The organism is Streptomyces sp. T12 (assembly GCF_028736035.1).
In the GTDB taxonomy this organism is placed as follows: domain Bacteria; phylum Actinomycetota; class Actinomycetes; order Streptomycetales; family Streptomycetaceae; genus Streptomyces.
The window spans coordinates 2,277,464-2,292,773 of record NZ_CP117866.1 but is presented as its reverse complement, the minus strand read 5'-3'; the positions used below and the strand labels follow the sequence as shown (position 1 = coordinate 2,292,773).

Annotated in this window: 11 protein-coding genes and 1 riboswitch; of the genes, 7 read left to right on the top strand and 4 right to left on the bottom strand. The window is 71.4% G+C overall.

Annotation, left to right across the window (positions count from 1 at the left end; genetic code table 11):
* Positions 1–39: 39 nt before the first annotated feature.
* Positions 40–183, bottom strand: a riboswitch (cobalamin riboswitch).
* Between the two features lie 211 nt (positions 184–394).
* Positions 395–4,822 (top strand): trypsin-like peptidase domain-containing protein, encoded by a 4,428-nt coding sequence (locus tag PBV52_RS10165; RefSeq protein WP_274237974.1) that lies wholly within the window; start codon positions 395–397, stop codon positions 4,820–4,822.
* Positions 4,823–4,907: 85 nt separating this feature from the next.
* Here the strand turns inward: PBV52_RS10165 and PBV52_RS10160 are convergent, their stop codons facing one another.
* The 3 genes from PBV52_RS10160 to PBV52_RS10150 form a co-directional block, all read right to left on the bottom strand.
* Complete coding sequence (locus PBV52_RS10160) at positions 4,908–5,129, bottom strand: hypothetical protein (RefSeq protein WP_062142391.1); 222 nt, start codon at positions 5,127–5,129, stop codon at positions 4,908–4,910.
* A gap of 43 nt (positions 5,130–5,172) precedes the next feature.
* Positions 5,173–6,408 carry an inorganic phosphate transporter gene (locus PBV52_RS10155; RefSeq protein ID WP_274237973.1) on the bottom strand — a complete coding sequence of 412 codons (1,236 nt, stop codon included), beginning with the start codon at positions 6,406–6,408 and terminating at the stop codon, positions 5,173–5,175.
* A gap of 175 nt (positions 6,409–6,583) precedes the next feature.
* On the bottom strand, positions 6,584–7,333 hold the full coding sequence (locus tag PBV52_RS10150; RefSeq protein ID WP_274237972.1) for a lysozyme: 750 nt from the start codon (positions 7,331–7,333) through the stop codon (positions 6,584–6,586).
* A 207-nt stretch (positions 7,334–7,540) separates the two neighbouring features.
* Between PBV52_RS10150 and PBV52_RS10145 the strand changes: the two genes are divergently transcribed.
* From PBV52_RS10145 to PBV52_RS10135, 3 genes are all read left to right on the top strand, one after another.
* A complete protein-coding gene (locus tag PBV52_RS10145) occupies positions 7,541–8,290 on the top strand; it encodes a class II aldolase/adducin family protein (RefSeq protein ID WP_274237971.1) in 750 nt (249 codons plus the stop codon).
* 130 nt (positions 8,291–8,420) lie between these two features.
* Complete coding sequence (locus PBV52_RS10140) at positions 8,421–9,548, top strand: alpha/beta hydrolase (protein ID WP_274237970.1); 1,128 nt, start codon at positions 8,421–8,423, stop codon at positions 9,546–9,548.
* Positions 9,549–9,947: 399 nt separating this feature from the next.
* On the top strand, positions 9,948–11,354 hold the full coding sequence (locus PBV52_RS10135) for a hypothetical protein (RefSeq protein WP_274237969.1): 1,407 nt from the start codon (positions 9,948–9,950) through the stop codon (positions 11,352–11,354).
* 13 nt (positions 11,355–11,367) lie between these two features.
* On the opposite strand, the gene PBV52_RS10130 is transcribed toward PBV52_RS10135, so the two are convergent.
* Complete coding sequence (locus PBV52_RS10130) at positions 11,368–11,781, bottom strand: VOC family protein (protein WP_274237968.1); 414 nt, start codon at positions 11,779–11,781, stop codon at positions 11,368–11,370.
* A gap of 311 nt (positions 11,782–12,092) precedes the next feature.
* Here PBV52_RS10130 and PBV52_RS10125 point away from each other — a divergent pair, with 311 nt between their 5' ends.
* The 3 genes from PBV52_RS10125 to PBV52_RS10115 all read left to right on the top strand — a co-directional run bounded on the left by PBV52_RS10125 (position 12,093) and on the right by PBV52_RS10115 (position 15,186).
* A complete protein-coding gene (locus tag PBV52_RS10125) occupies positions 12,093–12,941 on the top strand; it encodes a hypothetical protein (protein ID WP_274237967.1) in 849 nt (282 codons plus the stop codon).
* Positions 12,942–13,033: 92 nt separating this feature from the next.
* The gene (locus PBV52_RS10120) at positions 13,034–14,632 is read left to right on the top strand and encodes an ABC-F family ATP-binding cassette domain-containing protein (protein ID WP_274237966.1); all 1,599 of its coding nucleotides are present in this window, start codon (positions 13,034–13,036) and stop codon (positions 14,630–14,632) included.
* Between the two features lie 335 nt (positions 14,633–14,967).
* Complete coding sequence (locus tag PBV52_RS10115; protein ID WP_019758351.1) at positions 14,968–15,186, top strand: helix-turn-helix domain-containing protein; 219 nt, start codon at positions 14,968–14,970, stop codon at positions 15,184–15,186.
* Positions 15,187–15,310 lie beyond the last annotated feature (124 nt).

The window sequence follows — 15,310 nt, the reverse complement described above, 5'->3', positions numbered from 1 at the left end:
GAGCATCGCGTTATGTCCTCACTCAGGGTGTCCACGCCCTGGTTCGACGAGACCGGCGGCGAGAGTTCCTGGCTCCCGGGGCTTTCTACCCCGGTGACAGTGGCGGGACCGCGCCGGACTTCCACCGGCTTCCTCTTCTGCCGCCGTACATGGCTCCGGAAGTCCACCACGGGGTTGGAAGGGGCGTCAACTTGCCGTTGACCTGCGAGGGGAGAGTGTGCAGAACCCCACACGAGTGACACCGGCTAGCACGTCGCCAGGGCCCAGAGGACCGACTCGGAGTCAATTCCCCGTGGCGGGTGGCGTTGCGTGAAGCCGGTTGCGGCGGGGGGCGGCGGGACCTCCAATACGTCGTACGAAGCACTACGAGCCGGGGGGAACTCCACCAAACCGTATGACTATTGATGACACCGGTGTACCGGGAGAATCCGCTCGATTCCTGGAAGAGTTCGGCGCGACGGTGGTACGGGTGTGCGGCGGCGACGGGCGGCCCGTCGGGACCGGGTTCCTGCTGGCACCGGGCACGGTGGCCACCTGCGCCCATGTCGTCGCCGACGCGCTGGGCACCGACGCGGGGTCGTCGACGCCGCCCGCGGCGCCGGTGACCGTGGAGTTCCCGCTGCGGCCGGGCGCGGTGAGGTACGAGGCGTCGGTGTCGGCCTGGCGGCCGGTGGCGGGGGACGGCACCGGGGACATCGCACTGCTGAGGCTGCCGGAAGGGGCGCCCGCCGGTGCGGTCCCTCTCGCGGACGCCGGCGACGTCTGGCACCACCGCTTCCGCGTCCTCGGCTTCCCCGCCAGCGCCGAGCACGGCGCCTGGATCGGCGGCCGGCTGCTCGGCGCGGTCAGCCAGGGCTGGATCTCGATGGAGACGGACGGCACGGCCCACCGCATCGCCCCCGGATGCAGCGGAGCACCGGTCTGGGACGAGGACATCGGCGCGGTCATCGGCATGACGGTCGCGACCGACCGCGGTGCCTCCGCCGTGACGTCGTATCTGATCCCGGCCGCCGCCCTCCTGGACCTCCAGCCGGGCCTGCGCCGCTGCCCCTACCAAGGGCTCGACGCCTTCCGCGAGGAGGACGCGGAGTACTTCTTCGGCCGTGAGGAGGAGACCCGTCGGCTCCTCGACGCGGTCGAACGGCACTTGGTGGTGCCGGTCGTCGGCCCGTCCGGCAGCGGGAAGACCTCCCTGGTACGGGCGGGAGTCCTGCCCCGTCTGAGGGCCGAGGGGTTCACCGTCTGCGAGCTCCGCCCCCTGCCGGGTACCCGGGCGTCGGTGACGGTGGCCCGGGCGGTGGTGGGGGTGCTGGAGGCGGGGACCTCCGCAGCCGCAGCCGCATCCGCAGGGCCGGGCGGCGACGCTTCTGCTGCGGCTGGCTCCGCTTCCGGACCCTGGGCAGTGCCGTGCCCTCGTCCAGAGCCGGGCTCGACGTCTGCGTCCGGTTCTGCACGCCCGTCCGGTCCTGGCACGGTCCCGGCCCACCCCGCGCCCGCCGCACCCGGCCCCGCCCTGGCCGTCGTCGAGCACGAGCGCGCCGCACTCGTCCTGGCCGACCTGCTGGACTCCGCCGACGGCACGACCCCCGCCGAACTCGGACGACGTCTGCTCGACCACTGCGGCCCTCGCGGCCACGTCTTCTTCCTGAACCAACTGGAGGAGACCGTCGCCGCCGAACCGGCCACCGCCCGCGCCCTGCTTGCCCTGATGGTCGGTATGGTCTCGGTCCCGGCCGAAGGGCGGCGGCTGCGCGTGGTGGCCACCCTGCGTTCGTCCTGCCTGGACGAGCTCGCCGACCCCGGCACCGCCCGCTTCCTCAGCGACTGTGCCCAAGTGGTCGCGCCACTCGGCCGATCGGGCCTGCTGCGTGCCGTCGAGGGACCCGCCGCCCGGGTCCCCGGCCTCACCCTCGACACCGGCCTGGCCGAACGCATCGTCGACGACGCCGAGGACGAACCGGGCCATCTGCCTCTGGTGGAGTTCGCCCTCACGGAACTCTGGGCGCACGAGAAGGGCATCCGCCTCACCCACTCCGGCTACGAGGCCCTGGGCGGTGTCGCCGGCGCCCTGTCCGCCCACGCCGAGCAGCGGGTCGGCGAGGTCATCGTCGCGCACGGCGAGGCCCCGGTCCGCCGCCTGTTCACCCAGCTCGCCCGCCCCGACGACGCGGGCGGCTTCACCCGCAAGCCGGTACGCCTAGCGCCCCTGCCGCCCGAACTCCGGGCAGCCGCCGAGGCCCTGGCGACCCGAACCCGCTTCATCCGCATCACCCACGGCCCCGACGACGACCCCATCGTCGACCTCGCCCACGAGGAACTGGTCCGCGCCTGGGGCCCCCTGAAAAAGTGGCTGGACGATTCCCGCGACTTCCGAGCCTGGCAGGAACGGCTGTTGCAGGCACTCGCCCACTGGAAGGAGACGGGGGAGGAACCGGGCGCGCTGCTGCGGGGGACGATGCTGGCCACGTCGCTGGAGTGGCTGGGGGATCCGGATCACCGCGAGGACATCACACCGGCGGAGCGTGACTATGTGCAGCTCAGCCGCAGGCATCAGCAACGGGGCCTGCGGTGGTGGCGGCTGGCGGCAGCGGTGATGGTCGTGCTGGCGCTGGTGGCGGGCTGTCTGGCGGTCGAGACATGGCGTGGGGGACTGGCCCTGGAGGAACGTGTGCGGACCATGGCGTCCCGGCGGCTGACGGAGGAGGCCGCCCGGCTGGCGACGACCGATCCGGGCATGGCCGCGCGGCTGTCCGTGGCCGCGTGGCACAACGCACCCGCCAAGGAGGCTCGGCAGGCGCTGCTTCAGGCCTACCTCGGCGGCATGTCGGTGATCTCCGGGCACGCGGGGCAAGGATCCGAGCCCATCCGGAGCATCGACGTCACCCCGGACGGCTCCACGGTCGTGACCACGTCCGCCAGCCGGGACGGCGTCGCGCACGCCCGGGTGTGGACGGGGCTCGCCGACGGGCGGGCGAGCTGGTGGCAGGTGCCGGGTCTGACCGGTGGAGGAGCTCCCGAACGCGCCGAGCTCAGCGATGACGGCGGGCTGCTGGCCATCGTGTCCGCCGACGGGTCGGTCCACTGTTACGACGTACGCGCCCACCGACACGTGTGGACCGGTCACCAGCCTGTACTGGGGACCGGGCGCATGGGCCACACGGCGGCGCTCGACTTCTCGGACAGCGGTCGGCTGCTGCTGCGCCTCGTTGCTGACCATCTCGCCGAGCGAGGGGCGGCGCGCAGCTCCCGTGTCCAGGTCTGGCAGAGCCGGACAGGAAAGCCTCGGAAGGCGTCGCAGCAGGGGCTGCCGAGCGGTCCGGAGGCGAACGACGCCGCGCTGGTCGCGGAGGGCCGGGAGGTGGTCTATCTCAGTTGGTACGAGCGCGGCGGGGAAGCCCGGGTGCAGAACCTGGTGACGGGCGGGAACTCGCGCACGGTCGCGGACGCCGAATGGCTCTCCCACCGGGGCACCGGGGTCGTCAGGGACCGGGGGCACGGGTGGCATCAGCTGAAGCGGTTGACGGGCTCCCGTGGTGTCACAGGACGGCGGTTCCTGGCCGTCGAGCCGGAGGGTTCGGACCTCACCGGTCGCTATGCGCAGGTGAGGAACGGCACCCAGGTGAGCCCGTACGAGGTGGTCGACGTGGAGACCGGCAGCCGGTACCGCGTGCCGGGCTTCGCCCGGCGCGCGACCGGCGAGGAGGAGCCCGTCGGTGTCCTCCCAGGCGAGAAGGCCGGGGCCACCCCGCGCATCCTGGTGGCCTCCGGGTCAGATCTGCTGGTGCTGAGGACGCGGGAGGAGCACAGCATGCCGCTGCCGGACCCCGAGCCTGGTGTCGAGAGCGGGGAGGGCTCCTCGTACATGAGAAGCCTGGGAGGCGAGTACCGCGCGCACATCCAGAACGCCGGCAGCAACGGCACGACGCCTGTGACACTGGTCGTGGCCCGCCGGGGCGAGGAAAGCCGAGCGGAGCCGGTGACGCTCGAGGGATTCAAAGGGGAGACGCCCCAGGGGTTCTTCACCACGGACGGCGACCACTTGGTCGTCTGGGCCCATGACAAGGTCGCCGTCGTAGATCCGGACAGCCCGCAGGACATGCGGGTGCGGTCCTTTCCGGGCACCGTCGCGGTCGTTCCCCTCCAGGACAGCGAGGTGGCGATCCTGGCGGACCGTGGCCTGGTCCGGTACGACGTCGCGTCGGGCGTGGACACGGTCCTGGACGAAGATCCCTGCGGCAAGCCGGGACAACTGTGCCGTGGGCTCGCCGTCCGTCCCGGACCCCGTGACGAGGTGGCGGTCGGTCACAGCAGCGGCGAACTGGTCAGCTGGAACACCGAGACCGGGCAGGCACGCAGAGAAACCGGCATCACGGTGGCGGACACAGGGAGGTATCCGAGAAGTCTGGCATTCGATCCGCGGGGCCGGACGGTCGCCACCCCGCTGGACGCCGGAACCATCCAGCGATGGGACGTGGAGACCGGCGAGCGCGTGGGACCGGCCGTCGAGACGGACGACCTCTTGTCCGCGGTGACGCTGGCCGACGACGGAACTCTCCTCCTGGCCAACATTGACGGCGGCCTGTCCTTGTGGCGACCTGGGGACCGCGAACCGTATGTCACGTTCCCGTTCGGTGGCCCCCCGGACGGCACCCACCTGACGGCCGACCATGTCACCTACCACCACGGCAACTCCGAGCTGACCATCCCCCTGGACCCCGAGGCCTGGCACAAGGCCCTGTGCCGTCAGTGGACCCCGTACACCCCGGAGGAGCGGCTCATCCTCGACCGCGCCGGATCGGTGACGGACTCGCCGTGCCCGTAGCGGCCCAGAAAAGCCGACCGGGCGGGCGCGAGGACAGTCGTCCCCGCACCCGCCCGGTGCGTGCCGTATGTCAGACGAAGCCGACTCAGGCCACGATCAGATAGATCCCGTACCCCACGGCCGCCGCACACGCCGCGAAGCACGCGTACGCACCGGTGACCGCCAGGGCGGCCGAGCCGCCCTGGGCCGAGGCCTTCTCCTGGCGGGACAGGCCCGCGATGCCGAGGGTGAACAGGCCCACCAGGGCCACCGTGACCACGAGGCTGACGCCGAAGACGGAGCCGAGGGCCGCCCAGTCGATCTTCATGATTCTTCTTCCTGGGTAACTGGGGTGAGTAACCGGGTGGGGGTCAGACGGTGGCCTGCGAAGGCGCCGACTCGGAGGACGGAGCCGGGATCGTGGCCGCCAGCTCCTCGGTCGCCGTGCTGCCCGCGGGCGGCGGGGTCACGGCGGCCATCGCCGTGGTGACGACGCCGGCCGGCTCGTCGGTCTCGTTGACGTTCGTGTGGTCGATGACCTCGCGGCGGGAGAGCTTCCAGATGGCGGCGCTGGAGCCGATCAGGAAGATCGCGACGAGGGCCGTACCCCAGGCGCCGAAGCCCGTCACGTACTCCGCGAGTGCGCCGACCAGGGCGGCGGCCGGGAGCGTGAGGCCCCAGGCGACGAACATCCGGGTGGCCGTCGACCAGCGCACCACGCCGCCCTTGCGGCCGAGGCCCGCGCCCATCACCGAGCCGGAGACGGAGTGCGTGGTGGAGAGGGAGAAGCCGAGGTGGGAGGAGGCCAGGATGACCGTCGCGGCGCTGGTCTGGGCGGCGAAGCCCTGCTGCGGCTGGAGGTCGGTCAGGCCCTTGCCCATGGTGCGGATGATGCGCCAGCCGCCGAGGTAGGTGCCCAGCGCGATGGCCAGGCCCGCGGAGAGGATGACCCACAGCGGCGGGTCCGAGTCGGGGGCGAGGGTGCCGCCGGCGACCAGGGCCAGGGTGATGATGCCCATCGTCTTCTGCGCGTCGTTCGTGCCGTGGGCCAGGGAGACCAGGCCGGCGGAGGCGATCTGGCCGGCGCGGTAGCCCTTCTTGGAGGCGTTGCCGTCGGCCTTCTTGCCGAGGGTGTAGGTCAGGCGCGTGGCGAGCAGCGCGGCGATGCCCGCGACCAGCGGGGCGGCGATCGCCGGGATCAGCACCTTGGTGACGAGCACGTCGCCGTGGACCGCGCCGATGCCGGCCGAGGCGACGGTGGCGCCGATCAGGCCGCCCATGAGGGCGTGCGAGGAGCTGGAGGGCAGGCCGACCAGCCACGTCGCCAGGTTCCAGAGGATCGCGCCGACCAGCGCGGCGAATATGACCTCGGGACGGATGCCGGTCTCGTCGACGAGACCTTTGGAGATCGTGTTGGCGACCTCCACGGAGAGGAAGGCGCCGACAAGGTTCAGCACGGCGGACATGGCCACCGCGACCTTGGGCTTGAGCGCACCGGTCGAGATGGTCGTGGCCATCGCGTTGGCGGTGTCGTGGAAACCGTTCGTGAAATCGAACGCAAGTGCGGTTACCACCACAATCGCGAGGATCAGCGAGAAGTTTTCCATTTACCCAGGCAATCGTTCGAGGTCATTGGCTGGACGAACGTAGGTAACCTGAGTGAACGGAAGATGAACTGAGGCAGGCCGCACGGTGTCCGTAGGAGGGGGTTGTTCCGCCGGAAGCGGAGGTTCCTGCTCCGTCGGCCCCGTTGGTCAACGCGCGGCCCAGGCGCCCCAAGGGTTAGTAGCCTCGGGCGAACTTCCTCAGCTGGGTCAGGGACCCGTTGAAGAGATTCTGGTCACCCGGCAGGCTGCCGCTGCCGTTGTCGTACTGCCAGATGGTCCAGTACTGCCATCCGGCCGGCAGCGCCCCCGCGGTCGCGGAGTCGTAGCGGGCTATCCACAGCGCGTGATTCGAGGCGAAGGCGCGACTGGCGCCGGTGCAGGTGTTCCACCAGTGCGTGGTGGTGTAGATCACCGGGCGGCGGCCGGTCAGCCGCTTCACCTCGTTGCTGAAGGACTGGATCCAGGTGGCCATCTTCGCCTTGCTCAGCCCGTAGCACTTGTGCTTGCTGTACGGGTTGTACTCGATGTCGAGCGCGGGCGGCAGAGTCCAGCCGTCCGACTTCCAGCCGCCGCCGTTGCGCACGAAGTGTGCCGCCTGCGCCTGGCCCGACGATTTGTTCGGCAGCGCGAAATGGTACGCGCCGCGCACCAGACCCGCGCTGCGGGAGCCGTTGTACTGCTGGTTGAAGTACGGGTTGCGGTAGGTGTGGGACTCGGTCGCCTTGACGTAGACGAACTGGGCGCCCTTCGCCTTCGAACTCTGCCAGTCGACGTTCTTCTGGTGGGACGAGACGTCATGTCCCTTGGGCTTGCCGGCCGCCGCGGCCGGAATCTCGGCGAGTGCGGTCCCCCCAAGGGTGAGCGCTGCCACGGATGCCGCTATGAGGCGGGAGCGGTGACGGAAAGGTTTGCGATCACGGGCCATATTTCCCCCCGGAATGGCGACGTGCACGACAAATCCCCCAGAGATTACTGGAAGGTCATTGAATCCCGATCGATCTCCGGCCAAGCAGGTGAAGAGGGTGATGTATCCGTATATGCACCCTTCCGGACGTCGGTCTTCCGCCCTAAAGTGCCCCGGCTCGGTTGCGACTTGAGGCCGCGTCGCGGTCCCGGCTGGCAGGATCGCCGTATGGCTGAGGAGCGGCGGGATCAGCGGGACCAGCGGGGTGCGCGGGCTGCGCGGGCTGCGCGGGAGGGCGCACAGGAAGTGGGGGAGCCGTGGGGCAGGCGTGTGCGCCCCGAGGAGGCGGATGCCTGGGAGTCCCTCGTGGCGACGGCCCGCCGGACCGTGTCCGAGGGGCTGGTCGTGGGCACGTCCGGCAATGTCTCGGTGCGCGTCGGCGACACGGTGCTGGTCACGCCGTCGGGAGTGCCGTACGACCGCCTGACGCCGCAGGACGTGACGGGGGTCGACCTCGACGGCGGTCAGGTACTGGGCTCGCTGGTGCCGACGAGCGAGCTGCCCATGCACCTCGCGGTCTACCGCGCCACGGACGCCGGCGCGATCGTCCACACCCACGCGGTCCACGCGACGGCCGTCTCGACCTTGGTGCCGGAGCTCCCGCTGATCCACTACATGGCGGGCGCCCTCGGCGGCGCCGTCCGGGTTGCCCCGTATGCGACGTACGGCACCCAGGAGTTGGCCGAGAACATGCTCCGGGCCCTCACCGACCGCACCGCCTGCCTCCTCCAGAACCACGGCACGATCACCCACGGCACGACCCTGGACCAGGCCTACGACCGCACGGCCCAACTCGAGTGGATGTCCCGCCTGTGGCTCACGGCGTCCTCGGTACCCGGCCTGTCCCCGATGCTGCTGTCGGAGGGGCAGGTGGCGGAGGCGGGGGAGCGGTTGCGGGGGTATGGGCAGCGGGGGTGAGGGGAGGCGGGGGTGAGGGCAGTGGGGTGAGGGAGGCGGGCCGTTCCTGAACCCTCCGTTCCCGGCCCGGACGTCACCCCGACCCGCCCTCCCACTGGCCGGTCCCCGTCCGCGCCCGGACACTGGATCCGTGCGCACTGTCAAAACGACGGCCGCTGCCGTCACCGTGGCTCTCGCCGCCGGCGCCGCGAGCGTCGCCGCCGGGCGGTTCGCCAGTGGCGCCGCGCTGAAGGCGCCCCCTGGCAGGCCCCTGCCCACCGAACCCAGGCTCACCGTGCACGCCACGGCAGCCGGCCAGATCGCGCTCACCCGCGACCTGGCCTCCCTGCGCCCCGGCACCTACGGCCTCTCCGGCGACGGCTCGCATGCGGTCGTCGGCCCCGTCCTCGCCGCGGCGAACCACTCCGCCGACACCGTCGTACGCCGCCTGGAACGCGTCACGCACGGCACCCTCCAGCCCGGCGACAGCGTCTGGCTCACCCCGAACGTCTACGTCGGCAACCCCAGCGCCGCCCTCGGCCTCGACCACGCCGACATCGACATCCCCGGCGAACTCGGCGCCCTGCCCGCATGGTTCGTCCCCGGCGCCCGCGACACCTGGGTCATCGCGGTGCACGGCCTCGGCACCACCCGCGAACACGCCATGAACGTCATGGAGTTCCTCAACGGCCGCCATTTCCCGGTCCTCGCCCTCTCCTACCGCGGCGACCTCGGCGCACCCCGCCCGCCGGACGGCCTGAACCACCTCGGCGAGGCCGAGTGGCGCGACCTCGACGCGGCGATGCGCTACGCCGTGCGGTACGGCGCCAAGCAGCTCGTCCTGCTCGGCTGGTCCACCGGCGCGACGATGGCGCTGCGCGCCGCCGCGCACTCGGGGCTGCGTGACCATGTCTCGGGCCTCGTCCTGGACTCCCCGGTGCTCAGCTGGGAGGCCACGCTGCGCGCCCTCGCCACGGCCCGCCACACGCCGAGTGCGCTGCTGCCGCTCGCGGTCCGCGCGGCACAGGGCCGCACCGGCCTGAACACCGACCGCGTCACCGGCACCGGCGCCCCCGACCGCCTCACGGTGCCGACCCTGATCTTCCACGGCCCCGACGACAGGGTGGCCCCCTGGACCCTCTCCCGCCGCCTGGCCGATGCCCACCCCAACCTGGTAGCCCTCAACACCGTCAAGAACGCTCCGCACGCCGCCATGTGGAACGCCGACCCCGAGTCCTACGAAGAGTCCCTGCGCCGCTTCATCACGCCGCTGATGTGACACTCATGCGCCCTGCCGGCGCGCGTCCCCGCCCAGGCCACTGCGCCGCATCCCCTCCGCCTCTTCGCCCTCCGCCTTCCCCGCCCCGCCGCGCCGGCGCTCAACCCCGACCGTGCGTGCTCGGCGGTGCCGAACCCGGCCGCGCAGCACCCCTCGCCCCCGACGCGCCCTCCGCCCCCGGCGCCCCCTCCCACGGCCACTCCCAGCCTTGTTCCCACCCTCGCCGCTCCCCTCCGCCCCCACCCCTCCCGCACCGGTCCCACAGATTCCGTTTAACCCCGTACCACTGGCCTGTTATCGGTCCCTCGCCACCCGCAGGGCCCCGTGCGTTGGCCATCCCCGTCGCCCCTCGTGACATTCCGTTTGGGTTTTCGGACCGTCAACCGGAAGACTGCACCCGTGACGTCCCGTATCCCGCGCGACTCCAGGCTTCGACTCGTCCGCCCGCGACCCCTGGCCGCCGCCCCCAGAGCTGTGAACCAGCGGCGCCCACGCCGCCCCGCACCCCGCCCTCCGGAGGGCACACCGGCCCGGGCCGAGCTGGCCAGAATGGCTCGCTCCGGTCTGGCCACCGCGGCCCGCGTCGCCCACTGGGCCGACGCCGCGCTGCGCCCCGGCCGTGACGGTGCGAACCCCGACGGCAAGGGCACCCTCTCCGACGCGACCGCCGAACGCGCGGCCCAGGACCTCGGCCTGACCTCCGCTCAGGTCCGTGCCGACTGGGACACCGCCCGCCTCGCGGGCCTCATCGAGGTGCACGGCGACAGCGCCCGCTCCGGCTGGCGGCTGCGCGCCTGGGACCGTGACGACAGCGCCGTACTGCGCGGTTGGGTCGCCCTCTTCGACGCCTGGTCGCTTGCGCACCCGGAACCTGAGCAGCATGAGCATGCCGCTGCCGTGTCCGACGTCGTCTCGGCCATGCCCCAGGTGCTCTCCTTCCTGCAGTTGTCCGCCGGACCGGTCCCGGTGGAGCAGCTTCTGGACCTGCTGGAGCAGCGGGTCACCGAACTGCGCACCGAGCGCTGCGAGATCCCCTACGGCCCGCAGCCGGAGCCGGTCGCCGACGCGGCCGCCGTCGAGGACACGCCCCTCGCCCCCCTCCTCGACTGGGCCCTGCACGCCCTCGCCTCCGTCGGCGCCCTCACCTACGGCGACGGCCAGGCCACACTCACCCCGCTCGGCAACTGGGCGGTCTGGGTCAAGCTGGAGCAGATCTGCGTCGCCGCCCAGAGCCCCGCCGGGAACATCGAGCAGGCGGCCGAGGACATGCTCCGCGGCTGCGCCCAGCTCCGCCCGAACGCCGCCCGCGACGAATACCGCGCCTGGCTCGCCGCCCGTCCCGTCGGCAGCGCAGTCACCGAACTCCTTGACGCCGCCCGCGGCGAGGACGCCCTGCTGCGCGGCCTCGCCTTCGAGGCACTGCGCGTCGTCGGCGCCCCCGCCGAGCCCGACGTACGCGCCGTCCACGACGAGCCGACCCTGCGGCCGTACGCCCTGCTGTGGCTCGCCGAGCACGACGGCATCGACCCCGAGGACGCCCACGAGGTGCTCACCCGGGAAGAGGCCACCTGGCTGTGGGTCGACACCGCCGCCGCCGTCGCCGACCACGGCGAGGCCCCGATGCTCGTACGCCACCTGGAGTCAGCGGTGCAGCCGACGGTGCCGATGCTCCTGGACGAGGTACGCGCCGTCGGTCACCCCCGCACCGTGCAGGTCCTGGTCGCGCTCGCCGCCGCGCACCCCGACCCCGCGCTCGCGAAGGCCGTACGCCGCGCCGCCTTCCAGGTGCACACCGGGGGGAGCTGAGCCGGACCGGCGCTCAGCCCGGTGTCTCAGGGGCGTAGGTACCGAAGCTCCACACATTGCCCTCGACGTCCCGGGCCATGTAGTCCCGCGAGCCGTAGTCCTGGTCCGTCGGGGGCATCAGGATCTCCGCGCCGTGCTCCACGGCCCGTCGGTGGTGTGCGTCGACGTCGTCCACGACGACGTACACCCCGGTCGTGCCCGCGTCCTTCATCGCCTTGTCGAAGGCGCTGCCGGTGCCCTTCGAGCCGAGCATCACCGCGCCGTTGCCCTGCACCAGCTCGGCGTGTGCCACCGAGCCGTCCTCGCCCTCGTACACCGCCAGCTCCGTGAACCCGAAGGCCTCCGTGAGCTGCTTGATCGCCGCCTTCGCGTCCGCGTACAGCAGCGTCGGGTAGATGCTCGGACGCCCGCCGCTCGTGCCCGCCATGCCGATCACCCCTTCGTGATCAATCGCCGTGATCCTTGCCTGCGACTGCCGGAATTCCGACCCGCAGCCAGTCTTGCAGCGACCACTGACAACGGCCCGCGAGCCGAGGCCGCGGGCCTGCCCCGAGGGCCGAACGGGCGAGAGCCCCCGACAACTCGCCGTGTCCCGACGGCACGCCCCCGCCACCCGCCTCGGACATGACTACGCTCTGCGCCTGATCCGCCGGAAGCGGACGCCGGGACGGGTGCCAAGGGGGCGTTGGTGGCCCTCCTGCCGACCGAGGCGACAAAGGCCGAATGGTGGTGGTTGGGGTGGACTCGAGGGTTATCGGGCTCACCTCACCCGGCACCCCCACCTCACCCGCCATTCCCACCTCACCCCCCACCTCGCGCCGCCCTCCCCGCATCCCCCGCCCCCTCCGCGCAGCCGCCCTGCTCCTCCTCCTCGCACCCCCGCTCCTCACCGCCGCCCACCACGCCCGCCCCACCCCCTACGGCGACCACCTCACGGTCCACGCGACCGTCCACGCGCGCGTGCGCCAAGCCACCGCCGCCACGACCCCACCGCAGCCGACGGCGACGCACTTCCGCACGCTCGGTGCGGGCATCGAGGCCTACGACGCCCGCACCGGCGAGACCCACTGGCGCTACACCCGCGAGGACCGGCGCCCGCGCATGTCACTCCCGGTACGCATGCCCCTCCACGCGCGCGTGGACGTGATCACGCTCTGGGACGACGGCATGGTCACCGACACCGACGGCCGTTCCGTGCGCTGGCACCGCGCCCTGCCCGCAGCCGACGAGTGGCTGCCGGCCCAGGGCGGCACCGGCGTCCTGCGCCCCCTGGGACGCGGCGTGCTCGCCGTGGTGACTCCGCGCCGCGTCTCCGCGTACCGCATCGCCGACGGCGATCTGCGCTGGGTGCTGCCCGCCCGTGAGGGCTGTGCGTTCGAGCCCGCACGTGCCGAACATCACGGTCGGGCGCTTCTCATCGCCCAGCCCTGCGCCCATGCGGCCTGGACCGCCCAGCTCATCGCCGTGGACGACCTGGGACGGATCGCCCCGCACCGCAGACCACTCGGCAATGAAGTCGTCCAAGACGGCGGCAGGCCCCGGCCCGAACACCTGAACCCAGAAAAAGTGGTTGCACGGCACCGTTAGACTTGGCCCATGGCCATTCTCCTCGCGCATTAGACGGCGGGAACGTCCTCAGCCGCCCATCCCGCCACCTATCCCCGCCCTGGAGTCTGTCCGTGATCTCCGCCTCCGGTATCGAGCTGCGCGCCGGTGCGCGCGTCCTCATCGAGTCCGCGACCTTCCGTGTCGCCAAGGGTGACCGCATCGGCCTCGTCGGCCGCAACGGCGCCGGCAAGACCACCCTCACCAAGTGCCTCGCCGGCGAAGGCATCCCCGCCGGTGGCAACATCACCCGCTCCGGCGAGGTCGGCTACCTCCCGCAGGACCCCCGCACCGGCGACCTCGACGTCCTCGCCCGCGACCGCGTCCTGTCCGCGCGCGGCCTGGACGTACTGATCCGCAAGATGCGCGAGAACGAACAGCGCATCGCCAACGGCCAGGGCGCGACCCGCGAGAAGGCGCTGAAGCAGTACGAGCGCCAGGAGACGGAGTTCCTCACCAAGGGCGGGTACGCCGCCGAGGCCGAGGCCGCCACCATCGCCGCCGCGCTCAACCTGCCCGACCGGGTGCTCGGCCAGCCCCTGCACACGCTCTCCGGCGGTCAGCGCCGCCGTATCGAGCTCGCTCGCATCCTGTTCTCGGACGCCGACACCCTGCTGCTCGACGAGCCGACCAACCACCTCGACGCGGACTCGATCGTCTGGCTGCGCGACTATCTGAAGACCTACCGCGGCGGCTTCATCGTCATCTCCCACGACGTCGACCTGGTCGAGACGGTCGTCAACAAGGTGTTCTACCTGGACGCCAACCGCGCCCAGATCGACATCTACAACATGGGCTGGAAGCTCTACCAGCAGCAGCGCGAGGCCGACGAGAAGCGCCGCAAGCGCGAGCGGCAGAACGCCGAGAAGAAGGCCGCCGCGCTGCACTCGCAGGCGGACAAGATGCGGGCGAAGGCCACCAAGACCGTCGCCGCGCAGAACATGGCGAAGCGGGCCGACCGGCTGCTCGCCGGGCTCGACGCGGTGCGGGTCTCCGACAAGGTCGCCAAGCTCCGCTTCCCGGAGCCCGCGCCCTGCGGCAAGACCCCGCTGACTGCCGAGGGCCTGTCGAAGTCGTACGGCTCGCTGGAGATCTTCACCGACGTCGACCTGGCCATCGACAAGGGCTCCCGGGTCGTCATCCTCGGCCTCAACGGCGCCGGCAAGACCACCCTGCTGCGCCTCCTCGGCGGCGCCGAGGAGCCCGACACCGGCAAGGTGATCGAGGGCCACGGCCTCAAACTCGGCTACTACGCCCAGGAGCACGAGACCCTCGACCCCGAGCGCACCGTCCTGGAGAACATGCGCTCCGCCGCCCCTGACATGGACCTCGTCGAGGTCCGCAAGGTGCTCGGCTCGTTCCTGTTCTCCGGCGACGACGTCGACAAGCCGGCCGGTGTCCTCTCCGGCGGCGAGAAGACCCGCCTCGCCCTCGCCACCCTCGTGGTGTCGTCGGCGAACGTCCTGCTCCTGGACGAGCCCACCAACAACCTCGACCCGGCCAGCCGCGAGGAGATCCTCGGCGCGCTGCGCACGTACAAGGGCGCGGTCGTGCTCGTCACCCACGACGAGGGCGCCGTGGAGGCGCTCCAGCCGGAGCGGATCATTCTGCTGCCGGACGGCGTCGAGGACCTGTGGGGCGCCGACTACGCGGATCTCGTCGCCCTGGCTTGATCGAATACGTGATCAACAGCGTATGGATCATTCGGCCTATCGGTGATCCATCATCTGTGTGAGATCTCCTCGTACCGAGGTGTGTACTACATCGATTTCACGGCCGAGTCCTTTATCGACAAGGGCTCGGCCGTCGCGCGTCCCTGACCTGGTACTTCGCGAAAGAACCCGTTCGGCCGTACGGACAACTCGCTGCGGAATTACAGATTCCGCATGTGGGGACGCGCTCCTGTCGTCAAAACCATGTCTCACGGACCTTGCCGAATGGGTGGCCATGAAGGCCCGGAGGGGTGATCATGAGGAGACCAGAGCGCACTTCCCATGAGGAGGCACGGGTGGCCGAGACTCTGAAGAAGGGCAGCCGGGTAACCGGCGCCGCGCGCGACAAGCTCGCGGCAGACCTGAAGAAGAAGTACGACTCCGGTGCGAGCATTCGGGCACTGGCCGAGGAAACCGGCCGCTCGTATGGCTTCGTGCACCGGATGCTCAGCGAGTCGGGCGTCACGCTTCGTGGGCGTGGCGGTGCGACACGAGGCAAGAAGGCCGCCGGCTGAGACCGGGCGGCCCATCGGCTTCGATGGTGACCACCCGGTCGGTCGGCTGATCGGTCGGGTGGTTACTGTGCAGTCACTTAGGGGGTGCCCTCCGGGCATCCCGTGATGACCGCACTCATCGGAG

What these genes read in the sequence shown, in the direction of transcription:
- PBV52_RS10165 (WP_274237974.1), top strand. Translation starts at nt 395, where the DNA reads ATGACTATTGATGACACCGGTGTACCGGGAGAATCCGCTCGATTCCTG.
- PBV52_RS10160 (WP_062142391.1), bottom strand. Translation starts at nt 5,129, where the DNA reads ATGAAGATCGACTGGGCGGCCCTCGGCTCCGTCTTCGGCGTCAGCCTC.
- PBV52_RS10155 (WP_274237973.1), bottom strand. Translation starts at nt 6,408, where the DNA reads ATGGAAAACTTCTCGCTGATCCTCGCGATTGTGGTGGTAACCGCACTT.
- PBV52_RS10150 (WP_274237972.1), bottom strand. Translation starts at nt 7,333, where the DNA reads ATGGCCCGTGATCGCAAACCTTTCCGTCACCGCTCCCGCCTCATAGCG.
- PBV52_RS10145 (WP_274237971.1), top strand. Translation starts at nt 7,541, where the DNA reads ATGGCTGAGGAGCGGCGGGATCAGCGGGACCAGCGGGGTGCGCGGGCT.
- PBV52_RS10130 (WP_274237968.1), bottom strand. Translation starts at nt 11,781, where the DNA reads ATGGCGGGCACGAGCGGCGGGCGTCCGAGCATCTACCCGACGCTGCTG.